At 70.1% G+C, this 22975-nt stretch carries 20 protein-coding genes; 12 read left to right on the top strand and 8 right to left on the bottom strand.

Annotated features, from left to right (window positions below; genetic code table 11):
• Window positions 1-1191, top strand: a complete 1191-nt coding sequence (locus OHA72_RS48840; protein ID WP_327002926.1) for an FAD-dependent oxidoreductase — start codon at window positions 1-3, stop codon at window positions 1189-1191.
• A gap of 71 nt (window positions 1192-1262) precedes the next feature.
• Here the strand turns inward: OHA72_RS48840 and OHA72_RS48835 are convergent, their stop codons facing one another.
• Window positions 1263-2798, bottom strand: a complete 1536-nt coding sequence (locus OHA72_RS48835) for an NAD(P)/FAD-dependent oxidoreductase (RefSeq protein ID WP_327002925.1) — start codon at window positions 2796-2798, stop codon at window positions 1263-1265.
• A 157-nt stretch (window positions 2799-2955) separates the two neighbouring features.
• Window positions 2956-3426, bottom strand: a complete 471-nt coding sequence (locus OHA72_RS48830) for an SUKH-4 family immunity protein (RefSeq protein ID WP_327002924.1) — start codon at window positions 3424-3426, stop codon at window positions 2956-2958.
• A gap of 259 nt (window positions 3427-3685) precedes the next feature.
• Here OHA72_RS48830 and OHA72_RS48825 point away from each other — a divergent pair, with 259 nt between their 5' ends.
• From OHA72_RS48825 to OHA72_RS48815, 3 genes are all read left to right on the top strand, one after another.
• Window positions 3686-4693: a Kelch repeat-containing protein gene (locus OHA72_RS48825; RefSeq protein WP_327002923.1), complete on the top strand. Its 1008-nt coding sequence runs from the start codon at window positions 3686-3688 to the stop codon at window positions 4691-4693.
• A 147-nt stretch (window positions 4694-4840) separates the two neighbouring features.
• Window positions 4841-5236 (top strand): hypothetical protein, encoded by a 396-nt coding sequence (locus tag OHA72_RS48820; RefSeq protein WP_327002922.1) that lies wholly within the window; start codon window positions 4841-4843, stop codon window positions 5234-5236.
• Between the two features lie 3 nt (window positions 5237-5239).
• On the top strand, window positions 5240-5536 hold the full coding sequence (locus tag OHA72_RS48815; protein ID WP_327002921.1) for a TolB-like translocation protein: 297 nt from the start codon (window positions 5240-5242) through the stop codon (window positions 5534-5536).
• 256 nt (window positions 5537-5792) lie between these two features.
• Here OHA72_RS48815 and OHA72_RS48810 read toward each other — a convergent pair whose 3' ends face one another.
• On the bottom strand, window positions 5793-6986 hold the full coding sequence (locus OHA72_RS48810) for a hypothetical protein (RefSeq protein WP_327002920.1): 1194 nt from the start codon (window positions 6984-6986) through the stop codon (window positions 5793-5795).
• Between the two features lie 267 nt (window positions 6987-7253).
• Here OHA72_RS48810 and OHA72_RS48805 point away from each other — a divergent pair, with 267 nt between their 5' ends.
• The gene (locus OHA72_RS48805) at window positions 7254-7961 is read left to right on the top strand and encodes a hypothetical protein (protein ID WP_327002919.1); all 708 of its coding nucleotides are present in this window, start codon (window positions 7254-7256) and stop codon (window positions 7959-7961) included.
• Window positions 7962-7970: 9 nt separating this feature from the next.
• Here OHA72_RS48805 and OHA72_RS48800 read toward each other — a convergent pair whose 3' ends face one another.
• Window positions 7971-8348 (bottom strand): VOC family protein, encoded by a 378-nt coding sequence (locus OHA72_RS48800; RefSeq protein ID WP_327002918.1) that lies wholly within the window; start codon window positions 8346-8348, stop codon window positions 7971-7973.
• A 110-nt stretch (window positions 8349-8458) separates the two neighbouring features.
• Here OHA72_RS48800 and OHA72_RS48795 point away from each other — a divergent pair, with 110 nt between their 5' ends.
• Complete coding sequence (locus OHA72_RS48795) at window positions 8459-8689, top strand: hypothetical protein (RefSeq protein ID WP_327002917.1); 231 nt, start codon at window positions 8459-8461, stop codon at window positions 8687-8689.
• A 325-nt stretch (window positions 8690-9014) separates the two neighbouring features.
• On the opposite strand, the gene OHA72_RS48790 is transcribed toward OHA72_RS48795, so the two are convergent.
• The 3 genes from OHA72_RS48790 to OHA72_RS48780 all read right to left on the bottom strand — a co-directional run bounded on the left by OHA72_RS48790 (window position 9015) and on the right by OHA72_RS48780 (window position 11225).
• Complete coding sequence (locus tag OHA72_RS48790; protein ID WP_327002916.1) at window positions 9015-9452, bottom strand: RCC1 domain-containing protein; 438 nt, start codon at window positions 9450-9452, stop codon at window positions 9015-9017.
• Complete coding sequence (locus OHA72_RS48785) at window positions 9428-10060, bottom strand: caspase, EACC1-associated type (protein ID WP_327002915.1); 633 nt, start codon at window positions 10058-10060, stop codon at window positions 9428-9430. The genes OHA72_RS48790 and OHA72_RS48785 overlap by 25 nt, the downstream gene beginning before the upstream one ends.
• Before the next feature lie 172 nt (window positions 10061-10232).
• Window positions 10233-11225, bottom strand: coding sequence for a pentapeptide repeat-containing protein (locus OHA72_RS48780; RefSeq protein ID WP_327002914.1), 993 nt, complete (start codon window positions 11223-11225; stop codon window positions 10233-10235).
• An 85-nt stretch (window positions 11226-11310) separates the two neighbouring features.
• Here OHA72_RS48780 and OHA72_RS48775 point away from each other — a divergent pair, with 85 nt between their 5' ends.
• From OHA72_RS48775 to OHA72_RS48765, 3 genes are all read left to right on the top strand, one after another.
• On the top strand, window positions 11311-12174 hold the full coding sequence (locus tag OHA72_RS48775; protein WP_327002913.1) for a class I SAM-dependent methyltransferase: 864 nt from the start codon (window positions 11311-11313) through the stop codon (window positions 12172-12174).
• A gap of 466 nt (window positions 12175-12640) precedes the next feature.
• Entirely contained in the window at window positions 12641-14026 is a 1386-nt protein-coding gene (locus OHA72_RS48770; RefSeq protein ID WP_327002912.1) for a hypothetical protein, read from the top strand.
• Window positions 13954-14718: a hypothetical protein gene (locus OHA72_RS48765; RefSeq protein WP_327002911.1), complete on the top strand. Its 765-nt coding sequence runs from the start codon at window positions 13954-13956 to the stop codon at window positions 14716-14718. Before OHA72_RS48770 ends, OHA72_RS48765 begins: the two co-directional genes overlap by 73 nt.
• 74 nt (window positions 14719-14792) lie before the next feature.
• Here the strand turns inward: OHA72_RS48765 and OHA72_RS48760 are convergent, their stop codons facing one another.
• On the bottom strand, window positions 14793-17183 hold the full coding sequence (locus OHA72_RS48760) for a ricin-type beta-trefoil lectin domain protein (protein WP_327002910.1): 2391 nt from the start codon (window positions 17181-17183) through the stop codon (window positions 14793-14795).
• 245 nt (window positions 17184-17428) lie between these two features.
• Here OHA72_RS48760 and OHA72_RS48755 point away from each other — a divergent pair, with 245 nt between their 5' ends.
• The 3 genes from OHA72_RS48755 (at window position 17429) to OHA72_RS48745 (ending at window position 22969) form a co-directional block, all read left to right on the top strand.
• A complete protein-coding gene (locus tag OHA72_RS48755) occupies window positions 17429-18802 on the top strand; it encodes a ricin-type beta-trefoil lectin domain protein (RefSeq protein WP_442788411.1) in 1374 nt (457 codons plus the stop codon).
• A 121-nt stretch (window positions 18803-18923) separates the two neighbouring features.
• Window positions 18924-20711 carry a family 43 glycosylhydrolase gene (locus OHA72_RS48750; protein ID WP_327011810.1) on the top strand — a complete coding sequence of 596 codons (1788 nt, stop codon included), beginning with the start codon at window positions 18924-18926 and terminating at the stop codon, window positions 20709-20711.
• 263 nt (window positions 20712-20974) lie between these two features.
• Window positions 20975-22969, top strand: a complete 1995-nt coding sequence (locus tag OHA72_RS48745) for an alpha-L-fucosidase (RefSeq protein WP_327002909.1) — start codon at window positions 20975-20977, stop codon at window positions 22967-22969.
• Window positions 22970-22975 lie beyond the last annotated feature (6 nt).

Below are 22975 nucleotides of genomic sequence, written 5' to 3'. Positions count from 1 at the left end.
ATGGCGCAGGCACGGACGGCACTGGTGATCGGCGGCGGCATCGCGGGCCCGGTCGCGGCGATGGCGCTGCAGAAGGCCGGCATCGAGGCCACGGTGTTCGAGGCGTATGACGGCGCGGCCGACGGCGCCGGCGGTGGCCTGACCGTCGCGTCCAACGGGCAGTTCGCGCTCGACGCGATCGGCGCCGGGGACGTCGTGCGGGGCATCGGCACCCCGATCGCGGGGATCGAGCTGCGCACCTGGAAGGGGCGGACGCTCGGCGAGTTCGGCACCCTGCCCGGCCTGCCGGCGAACCAGTTCGTCTGGCGGTCCGACCTCTACCGTGCGCTGTACGACGAGGCCGCCCGCCGCGGCATCCGCATCGAGCACGGCAAGCGGCTCGTCGGCGCCGAGGAGACCGGCGACGCGGTGACCGCCGTCTTCGCCGACGGCACGAAGGCGGGCGCCGATGTCCTGATCGGCGCGGACGGCATCCGCTCGACGGTGCGCTCGCTGATCGACCCGCAGGCCCCGGGGCCGCGCTACACCGGCCTGGTCAGCTTCGGCGCGCGGGTGACCGGCAGCGGACTGGCGCCCACCGGCGGGCGGATGCTCATGACGTTCGGCAAACGCGCCTTCTTCGGCCACGTGGTCTTCGACGACGGGACCGCCGTGTGGTTCGCCAACCTGCCCCGGCAGGAGCCCATGACCATGGCCGAGGCGCGAGCCGTGCCGGCCGGCGCCTGGCGGGAGGTCCTGCGCGACGCCTTCACCGGCGACCGGTGCCCCGCCGTCGAGTTGCTCGACCGTACCGACCCCGCCGACCTGATCATCACGGGGCCGTCGGAGAACATGCCGGCCGTGCCGGTCTGGAGCCGCGGTCGCATGGTCCTGATCGGCGACAGCGCCCACGCCGCGTCGTCGAGCTCCGGCCAGGGTGCCTCTCTGGCCGCGGAGAGCGCCGTGGAGCTGGCCCGGTGCCTGCGGGACCTGCCGCACAGGGAGGCGTTCGCGACCTACGAGCGGCTGCGCCGGGACCGGGTCGAGAAGGTCATCGCGGAGGCCAACAAGACCAACGCCAGCAAGGCGCCCGGCGCCGTCGGCCGCGTCGTGCGCGACATGCTGCTGCCGGTGGTGTTCAAGCTGTCCAAGCCGGAGAAGATGGCCTGGCAGTTCAACCACCGCATCGACTGGTCGAGCCCCGTGGCATGACGGTGGACCGCCGCGGGCCCGGCCGAGGTCATCGCCTCGATCGGGCCCGGCGTCGTGATGACGGTCCCGCGCTACCTGCTGTTGACCGGGTGGTCGGCGCCGTAGGACTGCCGCGGGATGACCGGGGCGTCGCGCCCGGTGCCGTGTGAGCCCGGGGCGCGCGGCGCAGTGCTCACACCGGTCTCGTGATACTCCTCCTCGACGTTGACGCTCCACACGTCGTGCGTCGAGCCGGTGGCGATGTTCTCGGCGGTGAGCATCGCCGTCACCATGGAGTGGTCCTGGTTGTTGTACCGGTGCATGCCGTTGCGGCCGACGGGGTGCACGTTCGGCGCGTGGGTGCCGAGCCAGGCGTTGATCTCCGCGACGTTGGCCTTGTACCGCTCGTCGTAGAACGGATACGCCTTGGGCATCCGCACCACGTAGCCGGCCTCGATCTTCGCCGGGTCGACCAGGCCGAGGATGCCGAGCTCCTTCTTGCCCAGCTCGACCAGGTCCTCGTCGGCCATGTTCCAGGTCTCGTCGCCCTCGAACACGAAGAACTCCAGGCCGAGGCAGGTGCGCCCCTCCTTGACCAGGTACGGCGACCACGAACCGAAGTTCTGGATGCGCCCCACCTTCACGTCCGGCGCGTGGATGTAGATCCAGTTGTCCGGGAAGCCGGCCTCCTGCGGCACGACCAGGGCCACGGTCAGGAAGTCGCGGTAGCGCAGGTCGGCGGCGGCGTCGGCCACCGGCTCGGTGATCGCGGGCTTCATGATGCCGATCAGCTGCGACATCGGCATCGACGAGACGACGTGATCGCACGGGTACTCGACCCGCTCGCCGGCGGCGTTCTCGGCGACGACGGCCACGGCCCGGCCGTTGTCGTGCCGGATCGCCACGACCTTCGTGTCCAGCAGCACCTCGCCCTGATGCTTCTCGATCAGCTCCTGGCAACGCTCCCACATCATCCCGGGCCCGTACTTCGGGTACTGGAACTCCTCGATGAGGGAGGTGATCTCCTTCTGGTTGCGCTTCGGCAGCAGCGCGTTGGTGATCGCGCTGGACAGCGAGAGGCTCTTGATGCGCTGCGCGGCGAAGTCCGCCGGCAGCGCGCTGACCGCAACGCCCCAGAGCTTCTCGTTGTAGGTCTTGAAGAAGTGCCGGTAGAGCCGCCAGCCGAAGCGTGCGACGATCCAGCCCTCGAGGGTGTCCTGGTTCTTCGGTGGTCTGATCCGGGCCATGGCGTACGAGGCCAGGCAGCGGGTGGTCTCGATCAGGCCCAGGTTGCCCAGGGCGTTGGTCGCCTTGAGCGGGTAGTCGTAGTACTTGCCGTTGTAGAAGATCCGGGACATCCGCGGCCGGAGCAGGAAGTCCTCGTCGGGCAGGATCTCGTGCCAGAGATCGTCGACTTCCTTGACCTTGCTGAAGAACCGATGACCGCCGATGTCGAAGCGCCAGCCGTCGCGTTCCACCGTGCGGCTGATCCCGCCGACCACCGAGTCCGCCTCGAGCACCGTCGCCGCGACGCCGTGGCGGGTCGCAAGCATGTAGGCGGCCGTCAGACCCGCCGGCCCCGCTCCGATGACCACGACCCGTGGGGCGGCCCCCTCGTTGCCTGCCATATCCCTGAGACTCTCCCTCTTGACGACAGCTGCAGCCGCTGCCGCCGCGCATCCTTCCAGACTCACGGCGATCTGCAAAAGTTTGACAAAGCCGACAGATCCGGATGTTTCGGTCGGCCGTCCACGGGACGACGCGCGCACGGGCCGCGGGGCCTGGTCACAGGATCCCGTCGTCGACCTGCTCCAGGACGAGTGACCACCACCCGGCCTCGACGGCGGGCCGGTCGACCGCGCTCAACGCCTTCTTGAGCCGCTCGACGCGGGCACCACGGTCGTCCGGCCCGCGCACGGCGGGCTTGATCTCGCCACGCCGGAACGCGGCGAGCTTCTCGGCCATCTCCTCGGCGGTGTACGTCGCCGGCGGCGGGTCGTCGGCGGCCCGGAAGAACTCGCCGAACAGGTCCAGGAAGCGGCGCAGCGCGTCGACGGAGGAGTTCATCAGCACCCGGCCGCCGCGGCCGGGGGAGTACGACCACACCGCGCCCGCGCCGTCGAGCCCGACCAGCTCGGTGCTCGGCTCCCATACGTGGCCGATGACCGACAGCCGCTCGCCGTCCACGGTGACCTCGGCCGGCGCCGCCGTGGCGTCCAGCACGACACCGAGGGTCGCCTCGTTCGATGCGCTCACCCCGACGAGGTTACGACCGGGCCGCCCCTGCCGCCGGTCGGGGGCCGATGGGCCGGCCGCCGCACGCGACCAGCCGGGCTTGCGTGGGAGGACTACGGCGACCTGTCGATGCGGCTGGCCCGCCGCCTCGCCCCGGCCTGACTCGGGAGTCTCCTGTGATCGCGCACTCGGGTCCACAACTGGTCGGCATGCTCGGTCTGTCGATGCTCGACGGGCGAGTGACGCAGATGCTCGGGGAGCTGGGCGTCGACACGCCGCCATGCACACCGGACCGTTCGCAGAACGCGGCGGCACGCGCCCACGGCTGGACTTCGTGTTCACCCCGCCGCACCAGGTCCGTGACGCAGACTCCCTCGACGTGACACCGGACGATCTGGTCTTCTCACAGCTGTTCTTTCACGCGCACGGCTACGCGGACTACGCGGCGTTCGCCGGTGAGCTGCCGTACGGGCTGACCCCCGACATGCCCGTCGCGGCGGTGAAGGCAATCCTCGACGACCTCACGCCGGCGGCGCACCTCAAGAGCAACGCGGCGTTCCTGTTCGACCCAGCCGCACAGCGGTTCCGCACGCTGCCACCGACGGCCGGGCGGCTGACCCTGCACGGTCGCGGCGCCGGCGTCCTTCCGGACGGACGCGCGGTCTTCGCCGAGAACAGCGGCGACACGTACTGCGTGCTGTTCGATCCGGCCGCATCGCGCTGGCAGGCCGGCACCGCACTGGGTGCCGCGCACAACTACGCCGGCGCCACAGTGCTCCCGGACGGTCGGTGGCCTGGGCAGGTTGCGGTGCCCGATGCTGGGACTCGCGCCGAGCGACCACGGCCGGTCGGACCGATGCGGGTGCTGGGCCGCTGCGCGGCCAGGCAACGGCCTGACCGCGCGGCACGCCACGCCATGAGCCGTGCGGGCGTTGGTCGAACCCGCGGCCTGCTTGCTGACCCGGCTGCATGGTTCGACCCTCCCCGTATCACCAGGCGACGGCGGGTATCAACAGGTGAACCACGCCTGGGTCGAGTAGAGCCGGCCGGTGCTGTTGTTGATCAGCTGAATCGTGTACGAGTGGCTGCCGGAAGCGCAGGGTGCCGACAGACTGATCGTCAACGCGCCGCTGAACGAGTACTGATCGTGTTGGGTGTTGTCGCGCCACATCCGAGCCGTGAAGGAAGTGCTGCCCGTGCAGCTTCCGGTCTGCACCTTCCCGTAGACGGTGCTTCCGGACCGCGTCGGCTTGAACGTACTCATCGTGGTGCAGCCGGCAGCCGCTGAAACCTGCGAAGGTGCGGACGCGGCGGCCGGTGCGGCTGGGAGGAACGCGGCGGCCGCACCCGCGACCGCGAGCAGACCACCCATTGTTCGGCGAGACAAGCGCATGGGACTTCCCTTCCTGGAGCGGACAGATCGATGCTGCCTTGGTTGCCGAACCTCGCAGAACCTTTCTTTCTCTTGGCGGGACTGCTGCCCTTGCCCGCGGCGACGCTCGCCCGGCTCATTGCGGTGCCGTTGTCCGTCCAGGACGGAGTAGGAGCCCTGTTCGCTCAGTATCTGGTCGACTTGACTCGGCACGAACCGACGTATCGTCCGCAGGACGCCGCTCGACTCGGGACCGTCACGGTCGATTTGTTGAACGCGGTATGTGCCCACCAGTTCGAGTGCGAAGATGCCCTGCCGGGGGAGACGCGTCAACGGGTACTTCAAGTCCGTATCCACGAGTTCATCACCCGGCGACTCGGTGACCCCGCCTTGTCGCCGCGCATGATCGCCGCCGCACACCAGATATCGCTGCGTTACCTGTACCAGATCTTCGCTTGAATTGTGCAGCCGGGCGTTGCCGCCGCCGACGGCACGAACCAGCGGCAACTGACCACCGCCGGTGTGCACAACCGCGCACCGGTGTTCTCGCTCCACGGGGATCTCGTGCTGTTCAGCGGCGAGACCGGCAACCAGCGCATCGACATCGCCACCGGGCAGGTCGCCGACGTCCCCGAGTCCTTCTTCACCAGCCCGCTGCCGAGCACGCCCGGAAACCTCAGCCCGCAGACCGAGGCGTACCTGAACCGGTGCGCCGCGTCGATGCGGTGGCCGACCCTGCTCGGCGGCCCCTGGCATTGAAGCAGAGCCTTGTCGGGCCGCTCGGTGACGCGGTCTCGGTGCCGGGGCAGTCGGTCTGCCTCGAGTCGACGGAGACCTGGGAGCCGTTCCAGGCCGCCAGGTCGTCGCTGCGCCGCGTGGACCTGCCGCCACGGCTCAGCACAACACCCGCCCCATCCCGCGGTCGCCGGGCGGTGCTGTGTAAGCCCGGGGACCGCGGGATGGGGCGGCGTGCTTCCTGCTCAGCCTGGCAGCCGGCGAACGTCGTGGAACCTGATCACTGCGGGTAGTCGCCGGGGTCGACCGAGTCGGTGTCGGCGTTGCCGCCGATGCTGGCCTTGAGGGTGATCTCCCAGGTGGTGTACTGCCTGCTCGTGGTCTTGAAATCGAAGATGTCCGCAAATTTCTCGAACTCGCAGGAGCGGGTGAACCCGGCGGCGCCCGCGTCCCAGTCGACGCCGGTGGCCATGTACACCTGGTAGCTGCCGTCCTTGACCCGCTTGACCTTGAACGTCTTGCCGGCCGAGACGTAGACCGTGAAGGTCGCGACCTTGGCGCCGTTCGGGACGAGGCTCACGACGACGTCGGTCTCGCCGCCGCTGTTGTTGATCGTGAATTCGCCTGAGCCGTTGAGGGTCCCCTTCTTCACCATGGTGCCGTTCGCCAGAGTGCGGGTCTGCTGGGCGACCGGTGCCGGCAGCCACGCGCCGAACGTGAAGGTGGACCCGAAGGCCTTGGCCGCCTCCCGGAGGTAGGTCGCCGACTGCGAGCCGGTCACCTGGGCGACCGCCGAGGAACCGGCGCAGATCTCGCCCGACTTCGCGGACCCGGCCAGCGTGCTGAAGTCGCTGCTCAGCGAGTCGAACGCCCGCTTGAGCTGCTCATGGCCGGCGGCCGCCTCCTTCGGCGGGGTGACGTACGCGAACCGGGGGCCGCTGGACTTGACCGCGTCGGCCAGCGCCTGCGCGGCCTCGACCGTCGCCGCCTGGTTCTTCGCCGCGGCGACCTTCTGCCACGCCGGCCCCATCAGCGCGTCGGCCTCGGTCAGGAGCGCCTGGTACGCGGTGGCGGTCAGCGGCTCCGGTGCCTTGCTCGGCGTCGGGCTCGCCGATGCGTTGCCGGTCGCACCTGAGGAGGTCTTCTTCTGTTCAGGGTCACCGCTGACAAAGGCCGCGACCCCGCCGACACCGCATACCAGCAGGAGCACGACGGCGACGACGCCGACGACCAGCTTGTTCCTCGACCTCGTGGGCGTGAGCCGGTCACCGCTCGGCCACCCTGTACCCGGGCCGCCGATGACGGCACCGGTGACCGGCGCGTTCCAATGGGGAGCACCGGCGGGCGGCATTCCGTACGCGTCCGGCGTCCCGTACGCGGGCATGCCGGAGGTGGGCGGTCCGTACGCGGGCATGCCGGAGGTGGGCGGTCCGAACGCGGGAAAGCCGGAGGCGGGTGTCCCAGACGTAGGCATGCCGGACACGGGAATACCGGAGGTCGGCATACCCGGTGCAGGGGCGTCCGGTGGACCCCATGCGGGGAAGTCCGGGTTCGGGCCGGTGGGAGAGGGCGGCGTCGTCACGCGAGCACGGTACAGGTTCAGATGCATGTGCATGTGCCCCCCGGACCGGCATCTGATCAACGCCGGGCAGCGCACACCCGGGCCGCCGTGGCACGCCCGCCCGCCACCACGTACGGCGGCCGCGCCCGGTCCGGCACGCAGCTGCCGTAGGGTGCGGTCGTGCTGTCGCTGCTGTCGTTGTCTGTCGAACAGGCGTTGCACCGCCGGCCCGGCGTGTCCAGGCCGGTGGTGATTGTGCGGATCGACGGCGTCGACGTCAGCCGCGCCGACGGTAACGACGGCCCAGGCCCGTGGGACGCGCTGGTGCCCCTGAACCGCTTCGTGGCGACCGGCGAGGTCACGACTGCGACGATCGCGTGCTGCCCGAGCTGCGGCCCGGATTGCTTCGCCATCGAGGCGCGCATCTGCCGCGAGGGCGGCACGGTTCGCTGGGAATGGGGCCGGCGAGGCGCGCATTGGGAAGGCGAGCGGCGCACGACGCTGTTCGATGCCGTGGCGTACGACGCCGAGGTGGCCCGCGTCGGCGCCGATCACAGTTGGGAGGGCGCGGCGCACCGGGCCGGCCGGCTCATCCTCGCAGGCCTGGCCCTGCCGCCAGGGATCAAGGGTGTCAAGGTCCATACGACCGACGGCGGCGAGCTCGAGGTACAACTTGAGGAGCCGGACGAATATCAGATCTGGGTGCACGCTCCCTGGGACGCGGGACGACCCGACGAGAGCGCCGCCGCGGCGCGGGCGATGCTCGCCGGACCCGCCGCCGACTGGCCCGCGCAGTGGCACAGCATCAAGTCGGAACGCGAGGACCCGCCGGCATACGCGGGTCCGTCCTGGCGGCGCGCAGCGTGGTCGCTGAACAACGCCACGTGAATCCCGGCCTCAGCCGCCGTACGGCACGGTGATGATCTCGAGGTTGTGACGGTCGGCGTCCTCCCAGTACAGCCCGCGCCCGCCGTCGTTGGTGTTGATCTTTCCCGGCTGTCGGTGGTACGGATCGGCCCAGTACGGCAGTTCGTGTGCCTGGATGCGGGCGGAGATCTCGTCGAACTCCGCCTCCGACACGAGGAACGCGTAGTGCTGGGGGTGGACGGTGCCGTCCTCCTGCACGAAGTCGAGCGAGCAGCCGTTGGCGAGCTCGACGACCAGGAACGGACCGTACGGAACCGGATCCGCGAGGCCCAGCAGCTCGGCGAGGAGCCGGGCGGAGCGGTCCCGGTCACGCACATGGACGATGGTGTGGTTGAGATGGACAGGCATGACGTCAAGGTTAGGCCGAGCCGCAGCAATCGGCCGGTCTGTGCGCGTACGACGGCAGATGCGGCGATCAAAGGGGTGACGGCAACGAACTGGCGCTGCCATGATGGGGCGTGACCGAGCGAGCCGCGTCCGAGGACGGTGTTGGTGAGTTCTGGACGATCGAGCCTGGCTGGGTGCTGCTTGACAGTGCCGACGGTCTCGGCGTGCCGTTCAACCGGCTGACCTCGAGGGTCATGTTCCTCTGCGACGACAGCGAATATGAGCGGACCGTGACCACGATGCGGGTGGCCGGCTGCCTGGTCCTCGACGCCGAGGCGGCGTTTCGCGAACGCGACGCCTGACTGCGGTCTGTTCGCAACGAGATCCGTCAATCGTGGACGCCTGATCACGTCGTTCGGGGGCTCCTTCGACGAGGAGCTGGCGGGCACGAGCACGTCGCTGTGGATCGCCGGGCTCATCGCGCTCGTCGCGGGCTTCTTCCTGGGCCGGTGGCGGGCCGCGCAGCGAAGCGCTGAGCAGGACGGGACTCACGCTCAGCTCTGATCAGTACTCCGGCCGCGCTTGCAGGTCTGGCGCTCCATCACGGCAGGCGTGTCGCACGTACGGCGCGGCTCCATCAAGGCGGGGAAGGCTCACCGCTGAACGCACGCGAGTTCAACGGCAAGCTCAGTCCGCGACGATGGCGAGATTGCGGTGCCCGCCGGCGGCGATCGCTGTCACACCGGTCAGTCCTGGGGGTACCTCGGTCTGTTGGCGGCTGTTGTCGCCCCAGGCAGTGATTTGTCCGTCGACGTCGAGGGCCAGGTCGTGCCACTCGCCGGCGGCGACAGCAATGATCCTGTCCAGTCCCTTGGGCGGCGCAGCACGGGAGGGTCGTGAAGGCCGGCCGACCTTGCCCCAAGCGGTGAGTTTGCCATCGACGTCGACTGCAAGGCTGCGATGCGATCCGGCCGCGATGGCGACGACCCGGCCCAGGGTGCCAGGGACTCGCGTTTCGCCGTACGTGTTGTCGCCCCACGCGGTGACCCGGCCGTCAACGTCGAGAGCCAGGCAGTGAAGCCCACCGGCGGCGATTGCCGTTACTCGGGACAGCCCGCCCGGCACCGCCCGCTCCCCGCAACGGTTGCTGCCCCATGCGATGACCCGCCCACCTGACCGTCGGTGCCGTCCGCCGCAGCGGCAAGTTCGTCCAGCAGCGCGCCCGTGAAGGCGGTGAACGCCGAGCCCGATGGCGCGTACGACGGGCGCGTCGCCGGGCTCGACGTCATCACGTACACGCCTTCGACGTCGACCTGCTCCATCACCCCAGGCCCGGCCGTCATCAACGGCACACTGGTCGCACGACCGCTGTAGCAGCAGTCCAGGATGACCACCTTCACCGTTGCGACGCTGTCTCGAACCAGATCAGCGACCTGCGCGTACGGCACGGCCGTCCACGGCTTCTCCAAATCGCTGCGACCGACCGCCAGATGCAGCTCGTCCCGCCGCCGCCCGAGCAGCAGACCGTGCCCGGCGTAATACACCACCAGCAGCTCCTCGGCCTGCAGCGACGCAGTTCGCAACGGGTCCAGCACCGCCGCCACGTCCAGCGGGTCCACCACCTGCGTCCAACCGTCGACTGCCAGCAGCCCGCCGAGCGCCGCCACATTCCGCGCAGCGGCAGGCAGATCGGGCAACTGCGCATTGTCGTAACTGCCGGCGCCGATCAACACCGCACGAGACCGCTTCGAGTTAGAGGACCGCACCATCACAAGCTGCCGAACTCAAGACCAGCCACCGCCATCGCAGAGTGCCGCACGTCAACCATCGCCCCGCGGAAGCTATCAACAGAACAGTCCCGCCGACATCCGCAACGCGGTGCAACGCTCAACGCAACGGAGCCGTTCAGCCTGCGGAATTGCCGAACACGACTCCGGCCGCTCGGGGGTCGAGTCCGGTGGGCCATATGGTCGTCTCGTCTGCCAGCGCACCGGTGAGGTGTGCCGTGTCGAGGGTGGCCCCGCGCAGCGACGCGCCTGCGAGGTTCGTTCCCTGCAGCAGTGCCTCGGTCAGGTCTGCTCCTTCGAGGCTGGCGTCGGCGAGATCGGCTTCCCGTAGATCCGTGCTGGTGAGGTCGGCACCGTCCAGTTGTGCTCCGCGCATCCATGCCCGTCCGAGTCGGGTTCCTTCCAGGTCGGCGCCGATGAGGTTGGCCTCTGCCAGATCGGCGCGGCGAAGGTCCACGCCGAGCAGCCGCAGGGGCTCCGCTTCGGGACGGATCCCGTTTCGTGCCAGCACCGTGAGGGCGGCCTGCACGTCGGCGGCGCGGGTGACCAGGAGTGGGACGTCGAGCACATCCGGTTGCTGCCCGCTGGACGCGTCACGGTCGCCGGGCAGGGGTGCGTGTTGACGAATGTAGGAGGCGAGGATCTCCGCGATGGTCGTGGCATCCGCCGGCGAGTCCTTCGCCATGCGTTCAAGCGCGTAGATGCCACCCAGCCGCACGACGATCTGGCCGTTGCCGAGCTGATCGGTGGCCCGCGTGAAGCGTTCCGTGATCTGGCCTTGCGCGGCCACCGCCAGTTGATCCTGGGTCGCCTTCAACTGATCGGTTGTCGATCGAAGATTGTGCCTGAGCTGGTCGCGGCTGATGAGGAGTTGACGCCAGGTGACATATGCGCCGATCGCCAGCACCAGCCCGGCCAACGCCTGCAGCAGAGTCCCTCGCACGTCATTCTGAGCACGGATGGCGTCGTCGGCACCACCGAAGGCGGCGCGTGGCGCGATGTGCGCCGGCAGGATGTACACGACGCCGGCCAGCGCACCGAGCACCACAACAACCACGACCAGCCCGACAAGCGCGCGGCGCGCGGCATGCAGCCGACCTCGATGATCCATGCCGCCATCGTCCCATCGATGTCGGTTGCCCGCGTTGCCCCGTTCACCATGCCGGCAGACAGCTCGTTCGGCTCTCCGCTGCGTGTTGGATGGCAGGCCGTCACCGACGCAACGCAAGCGTTGTGGTCGGAGGTTGTCGGGGGAGGGAGAGTCGCCGTCCTCCGGCGGGCCTGAACGCGATACCGTCTCCGGCATGAACGGGCGCTCGTCACGTTCCTTCGATCGCATCGCCGACCGGTACGATGACCGGCGCGGCGGCGCCGAGCGCGGCGTCGTGCTGGCCGCTGACATCGAGCCCTGGCTGTCGCCGGGAACGGTGCTCGAGGTCGGCGTCGGCACCGGCGTCGTTTCCGTCGCGCTGCGGGCGCTCGGCCTCACCGTGTTCGGGGTCGACCTGTCCGGTGGCATGCTGCGCCACGCGCGGCAACGCCTCGGCCCGACCGTCGCGCAGGCCGACGCCACCGCGCTGCCGTTCGCCGGCGCCTCCGTCGACAACGTCGTGTTCGTCACGGCGCTGCACGCGATCGGCGACGTCTACGGTGCCATCGAGGAGGCGGCCCGTGTGGTGCGGCCCGGTGGGCGGGTCGTGGCAGTGCACGGCATTCCCCGCCGCATTCCCGATGACGACGACATGAACGCGGCCGTGGCGCCCCTTGCGCCGCTGCGTGACGACCGGCCGGACATCGCGCCGACACTGGACGCCGCGGCGGCGGCCGCCGATCTGCGACCCGCGGGCGTGGCCTGGGTGGCGTCGACGAGGTTCGAGGAGTCGCCGAACGAGTTTGCGACGACCATTGAAGAGCGCCAGTGGTCGTATCTCTGGAATGTCGACGACTCGACCTGGCGCTCCGTGGTCGTGCCCGTCGTCGAGCGCTTGCGGGCCCTGCAGGATCCGGATCGGCCGCGTGCCTACCGCCTCTCGCCACGCCTGGTGGCCTACCAGGCGTGATTGCCAGGTCGCGGCTTCCGGTGCGAGTTCGGCGCCCCGTGGCGGCCGGTCATTGCCTGGTCCGTTCGGCCCTGTCGGAGGGCGCGGCACGTGGATCGCGGACGCCGACGGCTCCGAGGCGCGCCAGCTGGCCCCGCACAACTTCGCCGGCGCCGGTGACTGAGCGCCGGCTGTACTACTGGCCCGTCTACGGCGCGACGGAGTTCGAGACCGCGGTCGCCGTCGCCGAGTTCTTCTTCGAAGGCCCCCGCCGCCGGGCCGCGGCTTGCGTTCAGCGTCGACCCGGCGGGGGAGTGCGACTACGATCCCGTGTCCGCGTGCAGCGCGTCGGACACGACGATCCACCCGAAGGTGACCGCCGCCGCCTGCCGGAGCCGCCGCGTAGCCGTGGCCGTCGATGCTACAAGCCGGCTCGCCGCGCCGCCGCCGGCCGAGTGGGTGGCGGCCCCGCCTACACTGCACGACCATGCCGGACTCCGTCGAGGATCTGCTGGGCGCGCTGGCCGCCGCCGGACCGGATGCGGACCGGGCCGTCGTCGCGTTGATCGGGATCGACGACGCGACGCTGGAGGCGCGGGTGCCTGCGCTGGTCGCGCTCGTGCACGACCCTGCCGCGGCGCACCGGCAGAGCGTCCTGCACCGGCTGGCGGCCGCCGGGCTGCGGGACGCTGTCGACCCACACGTGTCCGGTCTGCCGGCGTTGCTGGACGATCCGGAGCCGGAGGTGCGGGAGACCGTCGCGTACCTGCTCGCCCGGCATCCGGGGCACGCCGCGGCCACGTTGCCCGCGTTGCACGCCAGGTGGGTGGCCGAGGAGTCCCCGCGGGTCCGGGCGTCGCTGCTGCTCGCGGTGTGCATGCTCGACCTCGACGCCGGGCAGCGGCTGATCCGGGCCGCGGTCAAGGAGCGCCCGGCGGCGGTGAGGGCTGCCGCCGGGCTGGCCACCGTGTGGATGCCGGGCTGGTGGTCGCAGGCGAAGGCGCGGTGGCCGCAGCGGCTCACCGAGGCGGTGGTCGACGCGTTCCGCGGCGGTGACCCGCTGGCCGGGGGCGCCTGGACCGATGACGCGCGCGGCGAGATCCTCCGTACGTTCGTGCACCCCGGCCGGGCCCCGCGGGCGATGCTCGAGCTGCTCGTCCACAGCGCGTCGGAGCAGGTCCGCCAAGCGGTCCCGTTCACCGTCGCGGATCTCAACCGCAGGTCCCGGCAGGCGCCGGCGCGGTTCGTGCCGTTCCTCGCACCGCTGCTGGCCGACCCGAGCCGCAGGGTCCGGCGGTTCGCCGCCGGGGCCGTCCGCGATGCCGGGGCCGCCGCGGCGCTCGTCGCGGACCAGCTCGTCGACCTGGTCGCCGGCAACGACCGGGCCGACGCGGCCCGTGACGGGGTCGCCAACGCCGCCGACGAGTCCGCGCTGGACGCGTTGCTGTGGGTCGACGACCCGCGGTGGCGCACGGTCCTCGCCGACGCGTGGCAGCGGGACCGCACCGGCATGGAGCGGGCCGCCCGGGCGTTGCGGCACACGGCACCCCGTTCGGCACGCCGCTGTTCGCCGCCCTCGCCGCACGCGTCGAGCGCTGCGGCGGGCACGAGTACGGCCACACCGAGGTCAGCTGGCTCGCGGGGCAGCTCGGCGCGTGGGGCGCCGACGCGGTGCCGGCGCTCGGCCCGCTCACCGCCGCGCTCGAGTACGAGAACACCCGTGACCGGGTCGTCGCCGGGGCGCTGTGCCGGGCGATCGCCGACATCGGCGGGCCAGGGGCGCAGGCGGCGGTCCCGGCCGTGCGCACCTGCGCGGAGCGTGGATTCCGCCCGTTCGACCGTGGGCAGGCCGCGTTCGCCCTGTGGCAGCTGACCGGCGACGCCGGCGCGCTGCTGGACATCGTCGCCGCCTCCCTGACCGCCGAGGGCGAGGGGCATGAGCCCTACCTGCTCGCGCTGCTGCCGCAGCTCGGCCCCGCGGCCCGGCCGTTGCTGCCCGGCCTGCGCCGTCACGTCCGTGAGCAACCACAACGGTTGCGCAGCAACACGTCCATCGCCGGCGTCCTGTACCAGCTCGACGGCGACCACGACGAGATCCTGCCGATTCTCGCCGCCGCCCTGACCCATCGGCAGCCGCCGGAGCAGGCCGTCGCGCTCGCCGGAGCGCTCGGCGAGCGTGCCGTGTCGCTGCTGCCGCTGCTGCGGGATCTGCAGGGCACCGACATCGGATGGCTGAAGGTGCAGGTGATCGACGTCCGGCACCGGCTGGGCGACGTGGGTGTCGAGGAGGTCGTCGCGGCGGTGCTGCCGGCGCCGGCCGGGTTCGAGTACTGGCATCATGCGGCCGCGCGAGCCGCCGTGGACCTGGTCGTGCGGCTGGAGGCGACGCAGGCGGTGGAGCGCCTCGAGGCGTACCTGGCCACCGACAAACGCATCCGGTTCGGCGGCCAGGACGACCTGGTCCGCGACGACGAGCGGCTCCAGGCCCGGCTGCGCACCGCGATCGGCGCGCTGCGTCCCGCGCCGGCGCCGGTCCGGACGGCCGGTGGCCCGGTCCGCCCTTGACGCACGCGTCCCGGGGCCCGCACTGCCGGCGGGCCCCGGGGCGCATTCCGCGCGCCGGATCGGACGTCAGGGCGTCAGTTGCGGATCCACTGCTGGTTGGCGCCGCCGTTGCAGGTCCAGATCTGCACGGCGGTGCCGTTGGCCGTGCCGGCGCCGTTGACGTCCAGGCACAGCCCGGAGCCGACGCCCACGATCGTGCCGTCGGCGTTGAGGCGCCACTGCTGGCCGGTGCCGCCGTTGCAGGTCCAGATCCGGGTGCGGGAGCCCGACGCGGTGCCGTTCGCGTCGAGGCACTTGTTGCCGTACACCGTCAGCTGGTTGCTCGACGTGAGCGTCCACTGCTGGTTGGCGCCGCCGTTGCAGTCCCAGATCTGCACGACGGTGCCGTCGGCCTGGCCGGCGCCGTTGACGTCCAGGCACCGGTTGGAGCCGGCGCCACGCAGCTCGCCGGTGGGGCCGGTCGAACCGCCGGCCGCGGTGACGGACAGGTTGTCGAACTGTGCGGTCACGCCCTGGCCGGTGCCGTAGCCGATCTGTCCGGCCACCCAGGTGGTGTCCGAGACGCTGCCGACGGTGGTGCCGTCGATCGAGGCGCTGAGGGTGCTGCCGTTGACCGTGAGCGACAGCGTGTGCCAGCGCCCGGTGCCGAACGACGGCGTGGTGCCGCTGGCCAGCGTCCGCCAGTTGCCGCTGGTGTTGTTGCTCAGGATGGACCAGGCGCCGCTGTCGGAGACCCGGAAGTAGTAGCCGTTGAGGTTCTGCGGGCCCTGATGGTTGTAGGTGTTGCCGCGGGCGATGAGCTGGGCGTAGCCGGACTTCTCCAGCATGACGTCCGACGAGAAGGTGTAGTTGCGCCACGTCAGGTCGCCCAGCAGGGTGAACGGTTCGGCGTGGCCGGACGTCCAGTAGATGGGCGCCTGGTCCGACATCTGGCGCACGCACTGCCCGGTGTGCCCGCCGCCGCACCCGGTGACCTCGAAGGAGCCCTGCTGGTCCATGAGGTACTTCGCCTCACGGCCGGTCGCGTAGCCGTCGAAGGTGTCGCTGTAGGGCAGCTTCAGGTTGCCCTGCGCGGGGCTGGTCGCCGTGCCTTTGCCCTGCCCGGTGGTGGTCGTGATGCTGTACACGTAGCCGGGCTGGACGGTCAGTGAGAAGGTGCCGCCGGACGGCGTGATGTCGCTGCCGCGCACGAAGTGGTCGGCGGGGTTGCTGGAGCGCACGTTGGTGGACCACACGTGCACCGTGCCGGTGGACAGCCCGCCGGTCACGCTGAAGGTGAGGGCCTGCGCCGCGGTGGCGTCCTGAGTCTCGACGATGGTGCTGTAGTCGCCGTTGCCGGGCGACCTGAGTGAGACGTAGCTGCCGTTGTTGCGGTTGCCGCCGATGTAGCCGCTGGAAGCGTCGAGGTACCGCCAGCCGGGGGCGGTGAACTGCGTGGTCTGGGCCATGACCCAGGTGCTCCGGCCGATGGAGTAGTAGCCCGACCACGGCTGCGGAGCCACGGCGACGCCGGTGGTGGCCCACGGGATGTTGGGGGTGATGGCGGCGATGACGGGCCAGTTGATGTAGGCGGTCATCTTCCCGTCGATGTAGCCGCGGTTGACGCCGCGGGCGAGCGCCGCGGCGCCGGCGTTGTAGTCGTCGGAGCCGTTCTCGCTGGCCCACAGCGCCTTGCCGGTCGACACGGCGTTGCCAGAGCTCGGGCAGCTGCTCTGCGCACTGCGGTACCCGCAGACGTAGTGGCTGCCGAAGACCGACACGGCGGCGGCGAACGCGGGGTCACGCAGCGATTCGTCGGCGGCGGCCCACCCGAAGTCGTCCGAGGCCACCAGCTTCACGTTGGCGTAGCCGCGGGAGTTCAGGGTGGAGCGCAGGTTCTTGTACCAGGTGGCGTTGTAGCCCTTCTCGTTCCAGCCACCGAGGTAGTTGATCGTCAACCCGTGCGTGCCGGCGCAGTCCAGCCACGCCAGGAGGTAGTCGATCGAGTCGTTGGACCAGAAGTTGCCGTTGCCGATCCAGCCGGGGGCGCCCCACGCCAGGCCTACCAGGTTGATGTTGGGGTTGCGGGCCTTGGCCTGTTCCATCAGCCACCACTCGTATCCCCGGTTGCAGTTGATGCTGCCCCGCGTGTGTTCGTGGCTGGGCTCGGCGCCGGAGGTCGAGTTGGTGTCGCCGCCGATCTCCACCTTGAGGACCTGCATCGCCGCGCCGTAGCCGGGCTTGAACAGGTAGTCCAGGATGTTGCCGCGCTGGGGCTCCGGATAGTCGACCAGCAGCCGGCTGTTGCCCCCGCCGCCGCTGACCGCGCCGACGCCGTCGAACACCCGCCCTCCCGACGCGCCGTTGATCGTGATCGCCGTCGCGGCCTGTGCCGGGGATGCGACCGCTGTCAGCACGCTCGCCGCGGCCACCGCGACGCTGATCGCGACCGCTACCCGTCCGCGCCGATTCGCTCTTCGCAACATCTGATCTGGCCTCTCCGTGGTCCGTATACATCAGACGTCGTACGTTAGATGTCTGATTGTTATCGGGCAACTTCGATGCCAGGCGGATCGCCCCGCCGCCTCGTGGCCGTGAAACTTTCCTCGGTCCGGGCGAGTGATCCATCGAAAGTGCTGCATCGCTTGACGCCATACGTCATACGACCTATGTTTCGGGTCGCGTGCTCGCGCAGGACAGGCCAATCGCCGCCAAACAAGGAGCCACTGCTGTGAGAACTGTCCAGAAACGACGCCTGGTCCCCCGATGGCTCGCGGTGCTCGCCGCCGTCGCGACGGTCGTCACAGGAACGCTCGCCGTCATGACGACAACGGTCCCGTCCGCCTCCGCCGCGACGACGGCGGGCTGCGGCAAGACCCCCACGCTGCGCAACGGCTCGTACACCATCCAGAGCAGTGGCCAGAGCCGCAGCTTCATCCTGCGAATTCCCGACGGGTACACCAACACCCGCCCGTACCGGTTGATCTTCGGGTACCACTGGCGCGGCGGCACCATGCAGGACGTGTCCTCCGGCGGGTCCAGCGGCACCGCGTGGTCCTACTACGGCATGCAGGAGCAGTCCAACAACAGCGCGATCCTGGTCGCCCCGCAGGGCATCGGCAACGGCTGGGCCAACAGCAACGGCCAGGACGTCACCTTCACCGACGACATGGTCCGGATGATCGAGAACGACCTGTGTGTGGACACCACGCAGCTGTTCGCCATGGGCTTCAGCTACGGCGGCGGGATGAGCTACGCCATCGCGTGCAGCCGGGCCACCGTCTTCCGGGCGGTCGTGGTGTACTCCGGCGCGCAGCTGTCCGGCTGCAGCGGCGGCACCCAGCCGATCGGGTACTTCGGCATCCACGGCATCTCCGACAACGTCCTCAACATCTCGTCGGGGCGGGCGCTGCGCGACACGTTCGTGCGCAACAACGGCTGCGCCGCCCAGAACCCCGCGGAGCCGGCGCCGGGCAGCGGGCGGCACATCACCACCGCCTACTCCTGCCGTGCCGGATACCCGGTGCAGTGGGCCGCGTTCGACGGTGGCCACGGGCCCGGCGCGGTGGACGGGTGCTCCGGCTGCGAGGACGGCGTGCGGACGTGGACCAAGGGTGAGGCCTGGCGGTTCATCTCCGCCTTCGCAGGTGGCTCGCCGTCCAGCCCGCCGCCGTCGAGCCCGCAGCCGTCCAGCAGCAGCCCGCCGACCGGCCAGTCCAACGTCATGATCGCGGGTGCGGCGTCGGGTCGCTGTGTCGACGTGCCGGGCTCCAGCACGACCAACGGCACGCAGGTGCAGCTGTGGGACTGCCACGGCGGCACCAACCAGCGCTTCACCTACACCTCGGCCAGGCAGCTGCAGGTGTACGGCAACAAGTGCCTGGACGCCAACGGCCGGGGCACGACGAACGGCACCACCGTCGTCATCTGGGACTGCAACGGCCAGAGCAACCAGCAGTGGAACCTGGCCGCCAACGGCACCATCACCGGGGTCCAGTCCGGGCTGTGCCTGGACGTCAGCGGCGCCGCCACCGCCAACGGCACGAAGCTCCAGCTCTGGTCCTGCCACGGCGGTGCCAACCAGCAGTGGAGCCTGCGCAGCTGAACGGATGACCGGTGGCGCCGGCGCGCGGCCCCGCCCGGCCGGCGCCACCACGGTCCTCGTCCCGGCCCGATTGGAGAGTGACACAGTGACACCCACATCCCGGCGACCCTCGAGGCGCGCGATCGCTGTTGCGGCGGTCCTGTTCTGCGTCACGGCGCTGCTCCCGGGCGTCGCCAGGGCGGACAACCCGATCGTGCAGCACGTGTACACCGCCGACCCGGCTCCGCTGGTCCACAACGGCCGGGTCTACCTGTACACCGGGCACGACGAAGACGGCTCGAGCTACTTCACGATGCGCGACTGGCGGGTCTGGTCCTCGGCCGACATGGTCAACTGGACCGATCACGGTTCGCCGATGAGCCTGGCGACGTTCAGCTGGGCGAGTTCCGACGCGTGGGCCGGGCAGGCCGTGCAGCGCAACGGCAAGTTCTACTGGTACGTCCCGGTGCGGATGTCCAACGGCTCGCAGGCCATCGGGGTGGGGGTGGCGGACAGCCCGACCGGGCCGTTCCGTGACGCGATCGGCCGGCCGCTGATCCAGAACGCCGAGATCGACCCGACCGTCTACATCGACACCGACGGGCAGGCGTACCTGTTCTACGGCAACCCTCACCTGTGGTACGTGAAGCTCAACGCCGACATGACGTCGTACTCGGGCAGCCCGGCGCAGATCCAGCTCACCACCGCGGGGTTCGGCACCCGCTCCGGGGACGCCAACCGGCCGACGCTGTATGAGGAAGGGCCCTGGTTCTACAAGCGTAACGGCTTGTACTACATGGTGTTCGCGGCGAAGTGCTGCTCGGAGTTCATCGCCTACTCCACCGCGCCGGCACCCACGGGGCCGTGGACCTACCGCGGCACCATCATGTCGACGCAGGGCAGCAGCTTCACGAACCATCCCGGCGTCATCGACTTCAACGGTGGCTCGTACTTCTTCTACCACAACGGCGCGCTGCCCGGTGGTGGCGGCTACACCCGCTCGGTCGCGGTGGAGAAGTTCAGCTACAACGCCGACGGCACCATCCCGGCCATCAACATGACCACGACGGGCGCACCGCAGGTCGGCACGCTGGACCCGTACGTGCGCCAGGAGGCCGAGACCATCGCCTGGGGCAGCGGCATCGAGACCGAAGCCTCCAGCGAGGGCGGGATGAACGTCGGCTGGATCGACAACGGCGACTCGATCAAGGTCAAGGGCGTCGCCTTCGGCACCGGTGCCGGCTCGTTCAGCGCCAGGGTGGCCTCCGGCGCGGCCGGCGGCCGGATCGAGGTGCGGCTGGACAGCGCGACCGGCACGCTCGCCGGGACGTGCACCGTGTCCGGCACCGGCGGCTGGCAGACGTGGACCACGGTGTCGTGCCCGGTCGGCAACGCGACCGGCACCCACGACCTGTATCTGCGCTTCACCGGCGGCAGCGGGTCCCTGTTCAACCTGAACTGGTGGCAGTTCGCGACCGGGTCCACCCAGCCGGTGGGCTACCCGTCCGGCTATCGCCGGCTCGGGATCTCCAGCAACGGCCTGTGTCTCGACGTGAGCGGCATGTCTACGGCGGCCGGCGCGGCGGTCACCCAGTGGACCTGCAACGGGCAGACCAACCAGCAGTTCCAGTTCGTGCCGGTCGCGGACGGCTACGGCCGGTTGCAGGCGCAGCACTCGGGCTATGACGTGGCCGTGGCCGGCGGCTCGACCGCCGCCGGGGTCCCGAACATCGTTCAGCAGGCACCCAACAGCGCGCCGAACAGCCTCTGGCTTCCGGTCCAGCAGTCCGACGGCTCGTACTCGTTCAAGAACCGCAACAGTGGCCTGTGCCTGGACGTGTACGGCGCCAACAGCACGCTCGGGCAGCAGCTCGACCAGTGGCAGTGCAAGAACGCGCCCGGCACCAACCAGGACTTCACCCCTCGCTGACCGGCGTGCCGACGTGCCGGGCACCGCCGGGTGGCGGCACGCAGGTGCCGCCGTGGCACTGCCACGGCGGCACCGGGGCCGTCGACGTCTCTGACAGACCTTCAACGGCGGTCGCCCCCGATCCGCGTTACATCAGATGTATAACACAAATCCGGAGGCGGAATGCGCTAATTCAGCGCCGACGGGGCGTTGACGAGAGGTGATGGAGGTAGTTAACGTCAGATGTCTGGCGTTGGTACGCCATCACCCCTGGAGGCATCTCCATGACCCGCACCCCATTCACCCGGCGGTCCCTGCTGACCGCCCTCGGCGCCACCGGAGCGGCCACCGCCCTTGGGTCCTCCGGTCTCCTGCATGCGGCCGCCGCCTCGGCCGCCATCCCCGGACCGACGAGCTACTCCGCCACGTGGGCGTCGGTGGACCAGCATCCGCCGGCGCCCGAGTGGTTCCAGGACGCGAAGTTCGGCATCTACTACCACTGGGGCGTGTTCAGCGTTCCGGCGTACGCCAACGAGTGGTACCCGCGCAACATGTACAACAACGGATCGAACGAGAACAACCACCACAAGGCGGTGTACGGCGACCCGTCGGCGTGGCCGTACCACAACTTCATCAACGGTGCCCGCGACAAGGCCGGCAACCTCGTGCAGTTCGCGCCGAAGCTGACCAGCGCAGGCGGCAGCTTCGACCCCAACGCGTGGGCGCAGCTGTTCGTCGACGCGGGTGCGCGGTTCGCCGGGCCGGTGGCCGAGCACCACGACGGCTTCTCGATGTGGAACAGCAGCGTCAACGAGTGGAACTCGGTGGCCAAGGGCCCGCGGCTGGACCTGCTGCGGCTGCACGCCGACGCGATCCGCGGCAAGGGCCTGAAGCTGATGGTCGCGATGCACCACGCGTACAACTTCACCGGGTTCTACCAGTGGGTGCCGTCGCAGTCGGACTCCAGCCTGCGCAAGCTGTACGGGCAGCTCGGCGCGTCCGCCCAGCAGCAGCTGTGGTACGACAAGCTGCGCGAGGTCATCGACGGGTATCAGCCGGACATCCTGTGGCAGGACTTCAACCTGCCGCAGCTGCCCGAGTCGCGGCGGCTGGACTTCCTGGCGTACTACTACAACCGCGCGGTGGCCTGGGACAAGGAGGTCGTCGCGACGTACAAGGACGGCTTCAACACCCGCGGCGAGGTCTTCGACTACGAGCGCGGCGGACCGGCCGGCATCCAGACGCCCTACTGGCTCACCGACGACAGCATCTCCAGCTCCAGCTGGTGCTACACGGTCGGCATCGGCTACTACTCGACCAACGCGCTGCTGCACGCGCTCATCGACCGCGTCAGCAAGAACGGCAACATGGTGCTCAACATCGCGCCGATGGCCGACGGCACGATCCCGTCCGGGCAGCAGACGGTCCTGCGCGGCATCGGCGACTACCTCAAGCGCTTCGGCGAGTCCGTCTACGCCACCCGCGCCTGGACCGTCTTCGGTGAAGGCCCGACCCAGATGGGCGGCGGCTCGTTCCAGACCCCGCGCACCGGCACGGCGCAGGACGTCCGATTCACCCGCAGCAAGGACAACCGGGTGCTGTATGCGACGTTGCTCGGCTGGCCCGGCGGCACCGCCAACATCAGCACCCTGTCGTCGAACCGGATCAACCTGTCCACGCTCACGTCGGTGCAGCTGCTCGGCGCCACCGCGGGCACCTACATCGCCCTGCCCACGCGCAGCCAGGACGGCGGTGGCCTGCACGTCACCCTGCCCGGCACCGTCCCCTACAGCGCCCCCGCGTACGTGTTGAAGCTGACCTTCTCCGGCACCATCCCCACGCTGGACGCGGGCGGCGGCCTGCCCGGCGGCTGGGCCAGGCTCAACAACGTCAGCACGGGCCTGGTCCTGGACAGCGGCGGCAACGTCGCCTCCGGGTCGGTGGTCAAACAGTGGAACTACGACGGCAGCACCAACCTGCAGTGGCAGCTCGTCGCGCTCGGCAGCGGCTGGTACCGCATCGTCAACCGCACCAACGGCATGGTCGTCGACAGCTGGGGCAACGCCGCGAACGGCGCCAACGCCATGCAGGCGCCCTGGAACGGCGGCAACAACCAGCAGTGGCGGCTCAACGACACCGGCGGCGGGCGGTACCAGATCATCAACCGCGGCACCGGCACCGCCCTGGACGGCATGGGCAACGCGACGGCCGGCTCCACCGTCGGCATGTGGGCGCCCAACACCAATACCAACAACCTGTGGACCGTCACCGCGGTGTGACGAAGG

It is taken from the genome of Dactylosporangium sp. NBC_01737 (genome assembly GCF_035963215.1).
In the GTDB taxonomy this organism is placed as follows: Bacteria; Actinomycetota; Actinomycetes; order Mycobacteriales; family Micromonosporaceae; genus Dactylosporangium.
The sequence above is the reverse complement of the archived record's forward strand: the minus strand, read 5'-3'. Positions and strand labels throughout refer to the sequence as shown.

Excerpts from the sequence above, each read along its gene's own strand:
- OHA72_RS48780 (WP_327002914.1), bottom strand. The coding sequence starts at position 11,225 with ATGGATCATCGAGGTCGGCTGCATGCCGCGCGCCGCGCGCTTGTCGGG.
- OHA72_RS48825 (WP_327002923.1), top strand. The coding sequence starts at position 3,686 with ATGCACACCGGACCGTTCGCAGAACGCGGCGGCACGCGCCCACGGCTG.
- OHA72_RS48840 (WP_327002926.1), top strand. The coding sequence starts at position 1 with ATGGCGCAGGCACGGACGGCACTGGTGATCGGCGGCGGCATCGCGGGC.
- OHA72_RS48760 (WP_327002910.1), bottom strand. The coding sequence starts at position 17,183 with ATGTTGCGAAGAGCGAATCGGCGCGGACGGGTAGCGGTCGCGATCAGC.
- OHA72_RS48800 (WP_327002918.1), bottom strand. The coding sequence starts at position 8,348 with ATGCCTGTCCATCTCAACCACACCATCGTCCATGTGCGTGACCGGGAC.
- OHA72_RS48745 (WP_327002909.1), top strand. The coding sequence starts at position 20,975 with ATGACCCGCACCCCATTCACCCGGCGGTCCCTGCTGACCGCCCTCGGC.
- OHA72_RS48835 (WP_327002925.1), bottom strand. The coding sequence starts at position 2,798 with ATGGCAGGCAACGAGGGGGCCGCCCCACGGGTCGTGGTCATCGGAGCG.
- OHA72_RS48770 (WP_327002912.1), top strand. The coding sequence starts at position 12,641 with ATGCCGGACTCCGTCGAGGATCTGCTGGGCGCGCTGGCCGCCGCCGGA.
- OHA72_RS48810 (WP_327002920.1), bottom strand. The coding sequence starts at position 6,986 with ATGCCTACGTCTGGGACACCCGCCTCCGGCTTTCCCGCGTTCGGACCG.